19 protein-coding genes, 1 tRNA gene and 2 pseudogenes are annotated in these 15175 nt (G+C 37.3%); 16 read left to right on the top strand and 6 right to left on the bottom strand.

What is annotated here, in order from left to right:
* Positions 1-186: pseudogene (locus tag ACTQXY_RS01830) on the top strand (IS91 family transposase); the annotation flags it as partial.
* Between the two features lie 51 nt (positions 187-237).
* Complete coding sequence (locus tag ACTQXY_RS01825; RefSeq protein ID WP_004615281.1) at positions 238-414, top strand: hypothetical protein; 177 nt, start codon at positions 238-240, stop codon at positions 412-414.
* Positions 415-539: 125 nt separating this feature from the next.
* Here ACTQXY_RS01825 and ACTQXY_RS01820 read toward each other — a convergent pair whose 3' ends face one another.
* Both ACTQXY_RS01820 and cls read right to left on the bottom strand, forming a co-directional pair.
* On the bottom strand, positions 540-1730 hold the full coding sequence (locus ACTQXY_RS01820) for a coenzyme F420-0:L-glutamate ligase (RefSeq protein WP_441658029.1): 1191 nt from the start codon (positions 1728-1730) through the stop codon (positions 540-542).
* A gap of 155 nt (positions 1731-1885) precedes the next feature.
* A complete protein-coding gene (gene cls, locus ACTQXY_RS01815; protein WP_441658028.1) occupies positions 1886-3454 on the bottom strand; it encodes a cardiolipin synthase in 1569 nt (522 codons plus the stop codon).
* Positions 3455-3596: 142 nt separating this feature from the next.
* Between cls and ACTQXY_RS01810 the strand changes: the two genes are divergently transcribed.
* Positions 3597-3857, top strand: a complete 261-nt coding sequence (locus tag ACTQXY_RS01810) for a hypothetical protein (RefSeq protein ID WP_441658027.1) — start codon at positions 3597-3599, stop codon at positions 3855-3857.
* 35 nt (positions 3858-3892) lie between these two features.
* On the opposite strand, the gene pdxR is transcribed toward ACTQXY_RS01810, so the two are convergent.
* From pdxR to ACTQXY_RS01790, 4 genes are all read right to left on the bottom strand, one after another.
* On the bottom strand, positions 3893-5290 hold the full coding sequence (pdxR, locus tag ACTQXY_RS01805) for a MocR-like pyridoxine biosynthesis transcription factor PdxR (RefSeq protein ID WP_441658026.1): 1398 nt from the start codon (positions 5288-5290) through the stop codon (positions 3893-3895).
* A gap of 4 nt (positions 5291-5294) precedes the next feature.
* Positions 5295-6962: a glutamine--tRNA ligase/YqeY domain fusion protein gene (locus tag ACTQXY_RS01800; RefSeq protein WP_441658025.1), complete on the bottom strand. Its 1668-nt coding sequence runs from the start codon at positions 6960-6962 to the stop codon at positions 5295-5297.
* 119 nt (positions 6963-7081) lie between these two features.
* The gene (locus tag ACTQXY_RS01795; RefSeq protein WP_441658024.1) at positions 7082-8530 is read right to left on the bottom strand and encodes a hypothetical protein; all 1449 of its coding nucleotides are present in this window, start codon (positions 8528-8530) and stop codon (positions 7082-7084) included.
* Positions 8527-9045, bottom strand: coding sequence for a sigma-70 family RNA polymerase sigma factor (locus tag ACTQXY_RS01790; protein ID WP_441658023.1), 519 nt, complete (start codon positions 9043-9045; stop codon positions 8527-8529). Before ACTQXY_RS01790 ends, ACTQXY_RS01795 begins: the two co-directional genes overlap by 4 nt.
* Positions 9046-9280: 235 nt before the next feature.
* Between ACTQXY_RS01790 and ACTQXY_RS01785 the strand changes: the two genes are divergently transcribed.
* The 13 genes and pseudogenes from ACTQXY_RS01785 to ACTQXY_RS01725 all read left to right on the top strand — a co-directional run bounded on the left by ACTQXY_RS01785 (position 9281) and on the right by ACTQXY_RS01725 (position 15173).
* Positions 9281-9353 (top strand) — tRNA-Thr (locus tag ACTQXY_RS01785).
* 563 nt (positions 9354-9916) lie between these two features.
* Positions 9917-10204, top strand: coding sequence for a hypothetical protein (locus ACTQXY_RS01780; protein WP_441658022.1), 288 nt, complete (start codon positions 9917-9919; stop codon positions 10202-10204).
* Between the two features lie 17 nt (positions 10205-10221).
* A complete protein-coding gene (locus ACTQXY_RS01775) occupies positions 10222-11211 on the top strand; it encodes a hypothetical protein (RefSeq protein ID WP_441658021.1) in 990 nt (329 codons plus the stop codon).
* A 220-nt stretch (positions 11212-11431) separates the two neighbouring features.
* Complete coding sequence (locus ACTQXY_RS01770) at positions 11432-11665, top strand: hypothetical protein (RefSeq protein ID WP_441658020.1); 234 nt, start codon at positions 11432-11434, stop codon at positions 11663-11665.
* Entirely contained in the window at positions 11666-12028 is a 363-nt protein-coding gene (locus tag ACTQXY_RS01765; RefSeq protein ID WP_441658019.1) for a hypothetical protein, read from the top strand.
* A gap of 4 nt (positions 12029-12032) precedes the next feature.
* On the top strand, positions 12033-12176 hold the full coding sequence (locus tag ACTQXY_RS01760; protein ID WP_441658018.1) for a hypothetical protein: 144 nt from the start codon (positions 12033-12035) through the stop codon (positions 12174-12176).
* Entirely contained in the window at positions 12157-12831 is a 675-nt protein-coding gene (locus tag ACTQXY_RS01755; protein WP_441658017.1) for a hypothetical protein, read from the top strand. Before ACTQXY_RS01760 ends, ACTQXY_RS01755 begins: the two co-directional genes overlap by 20 nt.
* Before the next feature lie 266 nt (positions 12832-13097).
* Positions 13098-13460: a hypothetical protein gene (locus ACTQXY_RS01750; RefSeq protein ID WP_441658016.1), complete on the top strand. Its 363-nt coding sequence runs from the start codon at positions 13098-13100 to the stop codon at positions 13458-13460.
* A pseudogene (locus ACTQXY_RS01745) lies at positions 13420-13506 on the top strand (NUMOD4 domain-containing protein); the annotation flags it as partial. The gene ACTQXY_RS01750 and the pseudogene ACTQXY_RS01745, both read left to right, overlap by 41 nt.
* Positions 13507-13557: 51 nt before the next feature.
* Positions 13558-13962: an HNH endonuclease gene (locus ACTQXY_RS01740; RefSeq protein WP_441658035.1), complete on the top strand. Its 405-nt coding sequence runs from the start codon at positions 13558-13560 to the stop codon at positions 13960-13962.
* The gene (locus ACTQXY_RS01735) at positions 13949-14137 is read left to right on the top strand and encodes an NUMOD1 domain-containing DNA-binding protein (RefSeq protein ID WP_441658015.1); all 189 of its coding nucleotides are present in this window, start codon (positions 13949-13951) and stop codon (positions 14135-14137) included. The genes ACTQXY_RS01740 and ACTQXY_RS01735 overlap by 14 nt, the downstream gene beginning before the upstream one ends.
* 176 nt (positions 14138-14313) lie before the next feature.
* Positions 14314-14532 (top strand): hypothetical protein, encoded by a 219-nt coding sequence (locus ACTQXY_RS01730; RefSeq protein WP_441658014.1) that lies wholly within the window; start codon positions 14314-14316, stop codon positions 14530-14532.
* Positions 14532-15173: a recombinase family protein gene (locus ACTQXY_RS01725; protein WP_441658013.1), complete on the top strand. Its 642-nt coding sequence runs from the start codon at positions 14532-14534 to the stop codon at positions 15171-15173. Before ACTQXY_RS01730 ends, ACTQXY_RS01725 begins: the two co-directional genes overlap by 1 nt.
* The last annotated feature ends 2 nt before the right edge of the window (positions 15174-15175 follow it).

Raw genomic sequence — 15175 nt, 5'->3', positions numbered from 1 at the left:
TACCGGAGTTTCAACCAATGGCGGACTGCCATTCTTTCTTCTTTTGGTTATGATCCTTTAGAGTGTCCGAATTGCAAACACAAAATGGAGCTTTTGGAACTCTATTATAATCATAAGCGCGTATCCCTCGAAGAACTCTATGAGAGAGCAATGTCCAAATCTTTCGGAAAGCGTTCTTCTGCATGATTTCTTTTTTCACGTTCTATGATATAATCCTCTAAAAGGAGGAATACTACCATGAAATCTAATATCGAGGAATTACGCAAAAAATACATGGACAATCCACCAGAAGGAATGACATCTAAGGACATTCGCAATATGAGCGAGGATGAACTTCTGGATATGGATTTCTTTTTAAACGAAGATGATTTATTTGCCGATGAGGCTGGTATAGAAGGTTTTTATATCTTCTAACGAGCGTCATCTTGTTCTCATGCCCGACTTTGTGCGGGCTATTTTCATTCATTGTTCCAACAAAAATCGGAATTTCCTATTATATAAAAATAGTGCTGCATAATATATGCAGCACCATTTTTTAATTAGTTTGTATAATTATCAAAATATCCCTGAACCAATACAACCGGTGTTCCTTTATCCCCTGAACCACTTGTAAGATCACACAAAGAACCGATAAGATCTGTCAGCTGTCTCGGAGTTGTTCCCTGAGAAGCCATATCTCCAACAAGATTATCGCTCTTTTCTCTGATACGCTTTGAAATTGCTTCTTTCAATGCTTCCCCACTTAAATCTTTGAAATCATTATCTGCAAGATATTTTAACTTCACTTCATTCGGTGTTCCGATCAAACCTTCTGTGTAAGCTGGTGATACAACAGGATCAGCAAGTTCCCAGATCTTTCCTTGTGGATCTTTGAACGCACCATCTCCATATACCATAACCTCTACATGTTTTCCAGTCTTATCCAAAATCTGTTTCTGAATATCTTCTACTAAATCAAAACATTCATTCGGGAATAGCTTAATTTTGTCTTCTGTCGATTTATTAGATCCCAATAATCCATATTTTGTATTGTATCCACTTCCATTTACCGATGCATTCAAAATATCATCTAATCCGCATACTCTTTCTGCACCATTCTCTCGTAAAATACGTTTTGTTCTAACACGTGTATGAATATCACAATTCAACACATTCTTTGTATAGTTTAAGATTGTTCTTGGATTGTTCGCAAAAATAACTTCTACTTCTGCCCCTGTTTCTTTGATGATATTTGCATAGTAATCTACATAATCTACACCTGTAAATTCGTGCTTGTTCTCGCCAAATAATTCTCTGTATTTTTCCAATGTAAGAACATCGCTGTATGGGTTGATTCCTGCCTCATCTAATTTATCTATTGATACAAGTTCATTTCCCACTTCATCACTTGGGTAGCTTAACATCAAAACAACTTTTTTTGCTCCGGCAGCGATTCCTCTGAGGCAGATAGCAAATCTGTTTCTTGATAAGATTGGGAAGATTACTCCGATTGTCTCTCCGCCTAATTTTGCTTTTACATCTTCTGCAATGGCATCGATAGAAGCGTAATTTCCCTGTGCTCTTGCTACAATTGACTCTGTGACAGAAATAACATCTCTGTCTCTCAGTTCAAATCCTTCGCTTTTTGCAGCGTCCAATACGCTTTCTACTACAATATCTGCTAAATTATCATTTTCTCTAATGATTGGACAACGAACTCCTCTTGAAATTGTTCCAACTTTTCTTTCCATGTGTTTTCTCTCCCATCTTACTTTGTAATGTTACGCATTTACAAATCACTTTATTATTGTGTCTTCTTATAAAATACTTTAGCACTGCTTATAAAGCACCGATAGAATTATACTATACTTTCTCCGTGTTATGCAATCTTTTTTTCGTTATTTGTTTACATCAAAGGCGCAATCAGTCTTAAAACGCTTCCGACCATCTTCATACCGATTCTTCTTTCTTTCACATCAAGCATCGTAATCTTCTGACTTGTTTTTAAAGTATTTTGGAAATCACGTTCAATCTCCCACACGACCGGATTGTTATAAATAAATGTACCACATTCAAAATGGTGATACAAACTGCGATAATCAAGATTGATTGTCCCGACCGTCGCAGTGTCATTGTCTGACACAAACACTTTCGCATGTACAAATCCCGGTGTATATTCGTAAATCTGCACTCCCGCACTGATCAGTTCCTCATAATAGGTCTGTGCTACTGCAAACGCATACCACTTATCCGGAATATGCGGCATAATAATGATAACTTCAATTCCACATTTTGCTGTGTAAGTAAGATTTGTCACCATCTCATTATCTAAAATCAGGTACGGCGTCATAATGTGCACATATTTTTTGGCATGATTCAACAAATGAAAATACACCTGCTCTCCGATGTTTTCATGATCAAACGGACTATCTGCATACGGAAGCACAAAGCCAAGTTCCCTTCTGATGTCAAGTGACTTTGGGGTCAGATATTTCGTATAATCTTCTTTTCCCCGCTCACTGACATTCCACATCTGAAGAAACATCATCGTAAAGTTCTGAACTGCCTCTCCCTTTAGCATGACCGCCGTATCCTTCCAGTGTCCGAAACGGACTTTCTGATTAATATACTCATCCGCCAGATTGATTCCCCCGGTAAATGCAACATGTCCATCGATCACACATATTTTCCTGTGATCCCTGTTATTCTGATGTGAGGAGAGAACTGGTTTGATTGGGCTGAACATCTTGCATTTAATTCCGTATTTTCTCATCGTCTTCGGATAATGATAAGGCAACTGTACCATACTGCACATTCCATCATACATGAAACGGACCTCCACACCTTTTGAAACCTTGTCGATCAGAATATCCAGTATCTCATTCCACATAACGCCTTCTTCCACTATAAAATACTCTAGAAAAATATATTTTTCCGCAAGTCTTAACTGCTTTTTCATCTCCTTGAATTTATTCTCCCCAAGAGGAAAATACGTCACTTCTGTATTGCGATGCACAGGAAATGCCGCCTGATGTGTCAGATAATGTGCAAGATTTGCATTGGCAGGCTTCGATACACGAAGCGCCTCCACCGTCTCCTTATCCTGTTTCATAAACGGTGATGTCGCCTCATTTAATGTCCTCAGTCTATGATCCAAATAACTTGTTCCAGGCTGTATTTTCATAAACAGATAAAACACTGTTCCCACAATCGGAATTAAAAGGATAAACAATATCCATGAAGTCTTAAACGCAGGATTGCTTTTACTGTTTATAATATAAACGACAGAAATCACTTCCAACACGATAAAAATGACATAAATGTAAGTTGCATAGTCTTCCAGATATGTGACTGTCCCTACAATCAAAGCAATTTGAATAATCAATAATACTGCAAGCAACGAGATTCTACTAAATACGATACTCAATATTCCCTTTTTCGCTTTTTTTACAGGTTCTTTGTTCAATACTCTCACTTCCTTTTCTACTATATAAGAGTTAGTCTAACACAATTCTGATACAGAAACAACAATCGGCTGAATTCCCCTTTCATTTTTCCGACAAAAGTATTATAATGTTTTTCAATGAATCATATTATTTTCAGAAAGGAGTCATCATATGTCAAAAAAATGGAGTAAATTTTTATTAGCACTTGCAGGCATTGGTGCTGCAATCGGAATTGGAATTGCATTTTTCAAGAAAAAACAACATACGCTTGATGATAACAGTGAATTTTCAGATGATTTTGAAGATGAAGATTTTGATCTGGATAGTGACTTAGAACCAGTCGCTCAGAGATCTTATGTTTCTCTCAATCAGGAGACGGAAGAGACACCGGTCGAAGAAGATGCACCAATTGAACAGACTACAGAAGCATAAAAGAAATAAAAGGAGTTCCACAGTTGGAACTCCTTTTATTTCCATATCTTACACAGGATGTTGCTCGCATCTCGAATCGCCTCTTCACTCATATTTGCATATCCGAGCAATATCGTTGCTTTTGCGTCTTTTTGTTCATCAACATCATATTCTGACAATCCATAAACTCTGATTTCTTTTTCTTCCGCCTGTCTGATCAGTTCTTTCTCTTTTTCTCCCAATGGAAACGTCAAAAGTAAATGTACTCCTGCATGCTCTCCCGAAATGCTGCATCTCGTAAGCAACGGTTTTAACCCAGCCATTAATATATCATGTCTGTTTTTATAGAGTGCTCTCATTTTATTCAGATGGCGCTCATAATATCCTTCTTCAATAAACCGTTGGATAATAAACTGATCGACTTTTGAGACCGTAGAACTTAAAAATCTGCACTTTTCATTATATGCTGTAAGAAGTCGTTTTGGAAGTACCATGTAACTGATTCGGATCGCCGGCGCCAGCGACTTTGAAAAAGTCCCAAGATAAATCACTTTATCATCCACATCATATCCCTGCAATGCCGGAATCGGTCTTCCTTTGTACCGAAACTCACTGTCATAATCGTCTTCTATAATATATCTTTCTTCGGATTCTCCCGCCCATCTGAGCAGTTCCATTCTTCTTTTGATCGGCATAACGATGCCAAGTGGATATTGGTGAGACGGCATAACATATGCGGTGTCTGCATTCGACTCACACAATTTCGAGACTTCCATTCCATATTTATCCATATCAATCGTCATCACTTCACAGGAAAGATTTCGAAACAAACGATATGCCTGCTTGTAAGTAGGATTCTCAAATGCAACTTTTCGTTGCTCTCCCATCACCATGCCAAGCAGCATAAGCAGATAATCATTTCCCGCACCGACGACAATCTGTTCCGGCTGACAATTCACGCCACGCGCCTGATACAGGTAGTTACGGATTGCATTTCGAAGTCCTTCTTCTCCCTGTGAATTTCCGAGACAGAACAAGTCCGTTCGGTCGTCCACCAATATTTCTTTTGACAGCTTTCTCCACACATTATACGGGAAGCTACTCAGATCAATTCCCCGTGGACTAAAATCATAACGGTATTTTTTCTTCTCGGTTTTCTCTCCTGCTTTCGAAACCATGTTAAGTTCCGCAAATTGATACAACCCTTCCAATTGCGCGGCAAAAAAGCCTTTACACGGCTCCGACTCAATATACCCTTCCGACAAAAGCTGTTCATATGCCAGCTCTACCGTACTTCGGCTCACTTCTAAATGCTTGGAGAGAGCCCGTGTAGAAGGCAGTTTTTCTCTGCAGGCAATCCGCCCGCTTTGAATCTCTGTCTTAATATGCCGGTAAATCTGCTCATACAGCGGCATATCTGATTTTGTCTTCAAATTGATTGTCAATTCATTCATCTGTTTATTTTGGCAATTTGAAAGAGCTCTTCAATGATACGATACGGTTAAATACAAGCGCATCCGGTTTTGAATCTTTCGCATCAATACAGAAATATCCGTTTCTCACAAACTGGAAGCTGTCATATGCTTTTGCATCGTCAAAGCTTGGCTCTAAATAGCAGTCTTTCAAAATCGTCAATGAATTTGGATTTAAGTTCAAAGAACCGTCCTCTTTATTGTAAACACCTTTTTCTTCGTCAACAATGTTCTCATAGAGACGTACTTCTGCTTTCATTGCATATGGAGCTGGTACCCAGTGAATCGTACCTTTTACTTTTCTTCCTGTAAATCCACTTCCGCATTTTGTCTCTGGATCATACGTACAGTGAATCTCTGTGATATTACCGTTTTCATCTTTTACAAAGCTTTCACATTTTACAAAATACGCATGCATCAGGCGCACTTCGTTTCCTGGGAACAAACGGAAATATTTTTTCGGTGGCTCTTCCATAAAGTCTTCTCTCTCAATATAAAGCTCTCTGCAGAAAGGTACTTTACGGTATCCTAATTCTTCATTTTCCAAATTATTTGCTACATCCAGATATTCAACCTGCCCTTCCGGATAGTTGTCAATGATCAGCTTGATCGGATCAAGTACTGCCATCATACGTGATTTTTTCATCTTTAAGTCTTCGCGGATACAGTATTCTAACATCGCATAATCCACAGAGCTGTTGCTCTTAGACACTCCGCAGAGATCTACGAACATCTTCAATGATTCCGGTGTAAATCCACGTCTTCTAAGCGCCGCAATTGATACAAGTCTTGGATCATCCCATCCATCTACAATACCGTCTTCGACTAATTTTTTGATATATCTCTTTCCTGTCACCACATTTGTCAAATATAATTTTGCAAACTCAATCTGTCTTGGTGCCGGTTCAAACTCACATTCTCTTACAACCCAGTCATACAGTGGTCTGTGATCTTCAAACTCTAATGTACAGATAGAATGTGTGATTTTCTCAATCGCATCTTCAATCGGATGCGCGAAATCGTACATTGGGTAAATACACCATTTATCACCTGTATTGTGATGCGTCATATGTGCCACACGGTAAATGATCGGGTCACGCATGTTGATGTTCGGTGATGCCATATCGATTTTTGCGCGGAGCACTCTCTCCCCATCTTCAAACTCTCCATTTTTCATCGCCTCGAACAGTTCTAAATTCTCTTCCACCGTACGTTCACGGTACGGGCTGTTTCTTCCCGGTTCTGTCAAAGTTCCTCTGTACTCGCGAATCTCTTCCGCTGTCAGATCACATACATATGCTTTTCCTTTTTTGATTAATTTCACAGCACATTCATACATCTGGTCAAAATAATCTGATGCAAAAAACAGATTCTCTTTCCAGTCTGCTCCAAGCCATTTGATATCTTCTTTAATCGACTCTACAAATTCCACTTTCTCTTTTGTTGGATTCGTATCATCAAAACGCATATGGAATGTACCGTTATATTTCTGTGCCAATCCATAGTTCAGCAAAATAGATTTTGCATGTCCGATATGAAGATATCCATTCGGCTCCGGCGGGAATCTTGTGCATACCGTATCATATACACCTTCTCTTAAATCTTTTTCAATTTCCTGTTCTATAAAATTTTTTGAAACTACTTCGTTTTCCATGTCATTCCTCCACTATCTATTCTTCTTCCGTAAAATCCAAGACCACTTCACAGAAGAGTCACTTTATTCTATAGGATACCATAAAATAAAGTTTGGAACAACACGTAATCTGTGATTTGCTATGATTTCTCAGTAATTTTGACGTAGGTGCATCCATGCTCCATAAAATTCCCATTCATGTAGAACTGAAGATATGCATTCTCAAGCCGATCCTCATCTACGATATAAATTAATGTATATTCAACGACATCTCCTTTGTCCAGCTTACAATTCCAAACACTTTTGATCTTTGGGTCATATTCCAATTCAGACGAAGTTTCAAAATATACCGGATATCCGGCATATCCCGCAAATTTATCTGGGGTCGAATATTCTTTTGCATGTGTCAAATCTCCATTTTCATCCGTTTCGTAAAACTCCATATCAGGCGCTAATGTCACCGATATATCAGTCTCCTCCATCGAGTCTTTTGCACCACCTGCCACATTCGCTTTCATGCGTACCACAACAAATTTTGCCCCAATCATTTCCCGATTTTCCTTTGAATCATTCACGCCATCTTCTCCCGTCAAATAGCGTGCATGCTGTTTTAACGAGCCATCTTCGTTTAACCAAGGCTTCACTTCTTCCTCAAAAGTATCTATTTGTTCAATCGTTGTTGTATCAAAATTTTCTTTTGGAAACTCTTCGAATGAAATCGCATCTAAAATCTGCACATCTTCTACGGTGTATCGAATATCTTCCGCATAACTTAGATTCTCAAAATTCGGGTCTGTCATCTCTATGCCAATATTCCGAATCAACTCTTTTGAAATACTTTTTGACCTACTCGCCTCTTCTGCATGCTTCCATTTTTCTTCTCTCATTTTTTCCTGCGCTGTTTTATACGCAATTTGAGTATCTAATTTTTTAATCTGTAAGTTTTCTGCTACTTTTTTCAGTTCCTCTCCCATTAACTTTTCTGCATTGCTCCATATATCAACACAGTAGCCATCCACTTCATTAAAGAGAAGAATATCCTGCAATGTTTCCCCCATTTTTTCGTAAGTGATCACATGCGCCTCCATATTCTGAATTTCCATTTTTTCAACATTCAGAACATTTGAAAAATCACGTGTCTTCATATCATCCAAATTTGCCGCATTAAAAGGCATGACGGTAATTCCCTTACCAGTTTCATCATTATGGATTTTTCCTTCATACGGTCCTTCTGTTTTCAACTCATACCCTTTTGGAATATAGTTTGCCGCCACCTCTATATCGTATGGTGTTGCGTCATAATTCATCTGAAACTCATAAGATAGTTTGCGTCCATTTTCTGTTACCTTCTTTGTATAATAATGATTCACCGCATATATCCCAACAGATGCCGTCATTGCGAGTATTGCCACTGCTGCCACTGCTGTCCAACGACGGCGTTTTCGGTATTGTATACCATTTGTTTTCTCTACACCTATTTCCCGGTATGCCTGCTGCATCTTCTGTTCAACACTATTTGGTATCTCCACTTTTTCTTCCAGCACTTCTCTGATTGCTTTTTCATCATATCCAAATGATCTCTTTTTCACAATTGCATCCCCCTTTCTTCCAATCTTTCACAGTAAATTTCCTCTGCAAATTTCTTTCTTCCTCGCACCAACCTTGTCTTCACTGTATTTTCACTGATGTCCAAAATCTGTGCAATCTCTTTTGTCGTAAATCCTTCTGCATAATGTAATGTTAAAACAATTCTGTATTTTTCATCCAACATATCCATAAGCTCCTCAAATTCCGATTCCTGCTCGTAATGATGTGGGTCTTCCTGTTCTGGAAACGCTTCTAAAAGGCTCTCTTTTTTATCCAAAATATCTTTGCATTTGTTGATTAAAATACGAATCATCCACGTTTTAAAATAGCCGATTTCTCTTAGACCCTTTAGGTGTTCATAACATGACAGAATCGCATTCTGTATCGCATCTGCCGCATCTTCGTCACACCGCAGATAACTTTTCGCAACCTTGTACAGATCCTGCTTATACAGTTCCATTAGTTCCACGAAAGCTTCCTTGTCTCCCCTTTGCGCTCTTTTTACCAAATATTTCAAGCAATTCTCCTCCTTCCTACAAATAATCCCGGTAATTATTCGTCTTCATCTATTAGACAGCGAATTCCCTAAAATGGTTTCACTTCGAAAATTTTTTACTAAAAATAACATTGACAGATGAAACAAGCTATAGTAATATAAATTTGTTGTAAAAATATATGCTGCTGTGGCGCAGTCGGTAGCGCGTCGCCTTGGTAATTATAATTTAATATGCTCAGCAGTTCAGTTACTAAATGCTGCCATGGCTCAGTCGGTAGAGCGTTACCTTGGTAAGGTAGAGGTCACGGGTTCGATTCCCGTTGGCAGCTTTAAAAGTATTGAAAATAAAAGGTTTGTAAGCATTTGACTTGCAAGCCTTTTTGTTTTTACTTGTAAGATATAATTGAACAAATGAGTTTCTACTTTTTGGTATCATTTTTAGATGTGCTATTGCTATCGCAAAGTAGGTTTAGTTACTATTTAGTTACTACAAAGAAAATGCCAATAGAAATGATAATTTTGTGGTATACTGTTACTAATTCATTTTAATCGAATTGGTAATTATCTTAGATTTTTATCAGAGGTCACATGATTAAATCTGGAATATCTTTATTATAAGGATAAGGATTTTATAACCTATAAAATTAGGATTCATTCTGGACCATTCTGGAATATCTGGATAATATATATAAATTTGGACCAAGAAAATTATTTGAAAAAAATAAGAAAAAAACTGTGTACTTTATTTTTAATATATGGTATAATGTTATTAGGTTAAAAAAGTAGCCATTTAATTTCATACATGAGTGCTTAGTTGAGCGAGTTATCCTAGTCGGGATGATTGGCTCTTTTTTGTTGCCTAAAATATTCGATTATTGAAAGGATTATGATTATGAACATGAATGGAAAAAAGGAAACAAAGTCAGGCACTAGAAAAATTACAGAATTTGAAGTATCACAGGAAATCGGTACTATCTCACAAGGCAACAGAGGATTTTCAAAAGAATTGAATGTAGTTGCATGGAGTGATAAACCGCCTGTATTTGATTTAAGAGCATGGCGAATATCTGAACGTGATGATGTGAAATACCCGCTTAGGGGAATTACTTTTAAGAAAGACGAACTCATGACACTTCGTGACATCTTAAATAACATCGACTTTGACAGTATTGAGATGTAAGCAAAGGAGTGTTGATTATGGGTGTTAAACGAATACAAGGTGCTGACGGACTTGAATTTAATTTGCAACTAACTGTTGCAGGGCTAGAAAGTGTCAATCTACCAGAAGAAACACTCAAGAACAACTCTGGAAACGATATTGTAAAGCTGACTTGTTGGGGTGGCAAGGTATCAGCTTATGTTAATCTCCCCCATGCAGTTAGGCCAAACAACATTACTCCATTTCAATTATCTGATTGTATCAAGATTGAAGTGGTAAGAAATCAAGTCGTTGAGTACATGAAAGCATATTTGCAAAAGAATTTACAGAACAAATATTCAGACACATTCTTAAAGCAAATGAATGTAACTAAAATGGAATGTAATGTAACTGTAAAATGTTCTGGTGCTTGTAAACCTAAAGATGTAATAAGCCTGTTTGAGAAATCCTTTGCAAAGGTAACTGTGTATAAGGAAACAACAGACAAGCGAAACACTCACAGGAAAGCAGAACGCACAATGACTACAAGTAAAGCACATGAATGGGTATTGAAAGTATATGATAAGACATTTCAGCAAAGACAAACAGGCAATATTAAAGTTGAGCCTAATCTCATTCGTGTGGAGTTGGTGTTCTTAGACAGAATGCTTAATCGTATGTATGGCGATAAAAGGTCATTAGAGGACATTCTTACAAAGAAAGCTATACGAACATTGATAGACCAGTATCAAGTAACTTTTGACGAGATATGCGAGGAAAATATTAAGCCAATGCTTAATAATTGCGTACAAGAAGTATTTGAAACATTGACTCAATCTGATTCTGGAAACGAAATCAAAGATACATTGATTAAGTGTAAAGAATGCATTGTAGATATTGAGGTGTTACGCAAGGCCTTAAAGAAGTGGTATGCATTTAGAAAACAGCCAGACAGGTCAAAGCAAATGATTGCATACTATCGTAAAAGCTATTTTGATTTTCCAGATGGTGTATTAAAGACGATAAGGCTAATGCACAATTCAATATAAAAACAGGTCGAAAAGGTAACTCAAATTGTTACTTTCACGACCAAACTTGAAAAAGTGCAAATCTCAAAAACTAAGCGTAAAACACCATTTATGAGTGTGTAAAAGGCATTATTTGAGGTGTTTGAGCAAATTGCAAAAATGAGATTTTGTCTATAATTATATGAGACATACAGGCATACAGGGAACAGTCAACTAACAGTAAATATATGAGGTGCAAGGAATGAAGATAGAAAGAATATCTACAAACATTGATTTGCATGGCAGACCTAAGAACGGTACACAAGCATATTCAATGCTTATAAGCTCTCTCAAACAAGAGATAAAGGAAAAGCAAGACATACTACACTACTTGCAAAAGGATAATGTTAAGCAATCATTTATTGAAAGCTACAATCCAAACACAAAGACATTTGAAATTCATGATTTTAATGAAAGTGAGGACGGTGAGTTATAAATGGCATGGGCAAAAGGAGAATCGGGCAACAAGAACGGCAGGCCTAAACTCACAGACGCAGAAAAACAGCAAAAAGCAGAGTTCCAGAGGTTGCTCAAATCTTCTACTGTTGGTGCATTAGAAAGCATTATACAGATTGCCAATGACAGGTATAACAAGGACAGGTTCAATGCGTGCAAGTTCATTATAGAAAAAGCCTATGGTGCAAATACAGCTTTTCTCTTAGATGATTCAGAGGAAGAAAACAAGCCATTGATTGTGCATGTTGTGCCATACAAAGAAGATGACGAGGACGATTGGAACACTGACGAAGAAGATTGGGAGCGTGAATGGAATAACACCCCAGAAGAAAGTGAGGAATAAGCCTATGGTAACGATTACAAATGGAGAAATCACAACACAGGTAACACAAGGAGCATACGATACCTTCTATAAAGGACAGGGCTTCACAGTAGTAAGTAACAACAATAATGAATGGGAGGACGAAGAAAATGGCAACGAGAATGAATAACACAGGTGTAAGCATTATTGAAGCATATAATAATGTTGTGGCACAGATTAGAAAGGCAAAGACCGTTGATGAAATCAGAACTGTTTCTGGTGTGGCAAAAGATTTTATTTCTACCTATAAAACAGTTGACGCAGATATGGTAAATGAAGTTTATGCAAAACTACAGGACAGATTGAATGAACTTCTTACTGAAAATGATTTTGTGTATGAACGTGCTTTGAAAAAGGTAGATGAAATCAAGAATCGTGCTTATGACTTTAAGGGAGAAAAGGACGATACGCAACAGGTACAGGCTAAAGCTTTACAGCTTATGGCTAGTATGCCAAAGAATGCAAACAACACAAATATCAATAAAGCTACTACCCTACTTACGGAATCAATCAATTCTGGTGTAATTGGGAGTAAAGCTGTAATTGAGTTGCTTAAATATCCTATGTTTGCAAATCTGGTATCAGAACCAATCAGAGAAAAAGCATTTGAGGGAAGTAAGTCACAAGCACAAAAGGCTTTTGAATCTGCTAATGCTACTGAATTAAGAGACGCAGAACAGGCACTTGCCAATGTGTATATGCAAGGCTATCATATCAGAACTATTATTAAACAGGTTGAAGCATTCAAGAAACCGCGTGCATGGAAATCAGAAGATACAGAATAATTACTATTCCAGATTACACAGGATAAACCAGAATGAATCCTATTGACAGGCTTAATAAAATATATACCTATAATACGGAGTTCATCAGATTTTATTCTGGAACATTCTGAAATATATCAATAAAATCAAAATTCAAATCAATCGCTAAGTCTAGCAAGTATTCCAGAGAGAACAACCCTAAAAATAAAAATTCAAATAAGCAAGAACAAATGCAATTACTATAGATGAGTTTGTGTTTTGTTCCCAACAAAGAAAGGAACAAAATTATGACAAACGATAATATGAACATGGATATAAATGCAACAGCGAACAACTTAACATTTGTAAAATCAGATGTGCATATCCCACGTATGGTACCACTTAAAACGCTTGCAGAGGAAAGTGGATTTTCATACAAAGCACTATGGTTGATGTGTAAACAGGAAAGATTCCCATTCGTAAAGTCTGGGAACAAATATTACGTCAATGTTGACAAGTTCGTTGAATACCTCAATACAGGCGACAAAGAAGTTGACGCTGTACTCAATGAGGTAGAACGCATTGAAAGGAGCAACAATGACGAATACATACCTAGACCAAAGCGAAAACGTGGCAGACCAAGAAAAATCACAGTGGAAACCGATTCCTAATTTTAGTTGGTATCTTATTTCTAATAAAGGCCAAGTATATGACAGAATAAGCAACAGAATTGTTTCGCAAAATTACAACAGTTGTGGATATAAACGAGTGCGAATTGTTGATGATGAGGGCAACCGCAGACAAATGTTTGTACATCGTTTAGTATATATGGCCTTTATTGGAGAGATACCAAAGGGAATGCAGATAAATCACAAGGACGAATGCAAAGTAAACAATGATGTTGAAAATCTGGAAGTAGTGACACCAAGCCAAAATATCAATTATGGTACAGCAAATATTCGCAGAGGTCAGGTGTTAAGAATTATAAAACGCAAGCCAATCAATCAGTATTCAATGAATGGAAAACTACTTAATACGTTTGATTCACTGAATGATGCTGAATGCGTTGGTTTTGCAGGAACGCACATTATAGATTGTTGCAGAGGAAGAAAAACATCATACAACGGTTACAAATGGCAATATGCAAAAGGAGTAAATCATGGAACGATATAATGATTTTGAAAGACCTGTCAAACAGTACACGATAGACGGTAAGTACATAGCAACATATTCAAATGTCAAAGAGGCCGCAATAGTCCTATGCAAACAGCCAAAGCCTAAACGCATTGTTGAGTGTTGCAATGGAATAAGATTTGCCTGTGCTGGTTATAAATGGGAGTACGCTTGATGTGGTATCAGAATTTATACTTTTTGAAACCATGCAAAAGAAACATGAAATGAGTATCAAAATGTATGCGTAAAAACTTTTGATTATTCTCACAAAAGCTGTGTACATTTTGATACTTGCTTGATAGGATTAAATCATAGAAACGAACGGATGTTCGATAGAAAGGAGAAACTCAGATGAGTAAACGATTGAATCCTATGGATGAAAAATTCCAAAAAGATAAGTTATGTTTTAAGCGTATCACAAATGAAGATTTGAAGTGTAAGGATTGCAAATATCGTTTTGATGATACTGTAATGTTAGGAAACACTTGCAAATGCAAACGATATGAAATTAAGCCTGCTACTGTTATAGATGGTGGCGATTGCGATTTATACAGAAAGGGGCGAGCTTAATGAAATATGTAGCATATCACAGAACAAGCACAAGAGAACAGCACCTTGACAGAGGTATTGCAGAGATTATCAAGTATTGTGAAGATAACAACATTACATTGTATAAGGATAAGGTATACACAGACCAACAGACAGGCAAGAACTTCAACCGACCACGCTACACAATGCTAAAAGATGAAATCTTAGAAAAAGGCGATACACTCATAGTCACAGAGCTTGACCGATTAGGACGAAACAAGGAAGCCACACTAAAAGAATTACGATTCTTTAAGGACAACGGTATTCGTGTTATGGTGTTAGAATTACCCACAACATTGATTGACCTGTCAGCTATGGAAAACTCAATGGCTCGTATGATGTTAGAGACTATCAATAATATGATGATTGAGTTGTATGCAAGCATGGCACAAGCTGAAATTGAGAAAAAAGAGAAAAGACAGCGAGAAGGCATTGAACAGAAAAAGGCTCGTGGAGAATGGGACGATTATGGTAGACCAAGAGTTATGAGCCTTGAGGAATTTACCTCTCATTATTGCTTAGTACAGCAAGGTATCAAGAAACCTTTTGAACTAATGAGAGAATTAGGTATGACAAAGCCTACCTTCTATCGCTACAAAAATCAAATAGAGAAAGGGTGTTAAGA

It is taken from the genome of Faecalimonas sp. LCP19S3_D12, assembly GCF_052121495.1.
Taxonomy (GTDB): domain Bacteria; phylum Bacillota; class Clostridia; order Lachnospirales; family Lachnospiraceae; genus Faecalimonas.
This window is presented reverse-complemented; position numbering and strand designations above follow the sequence as displayed.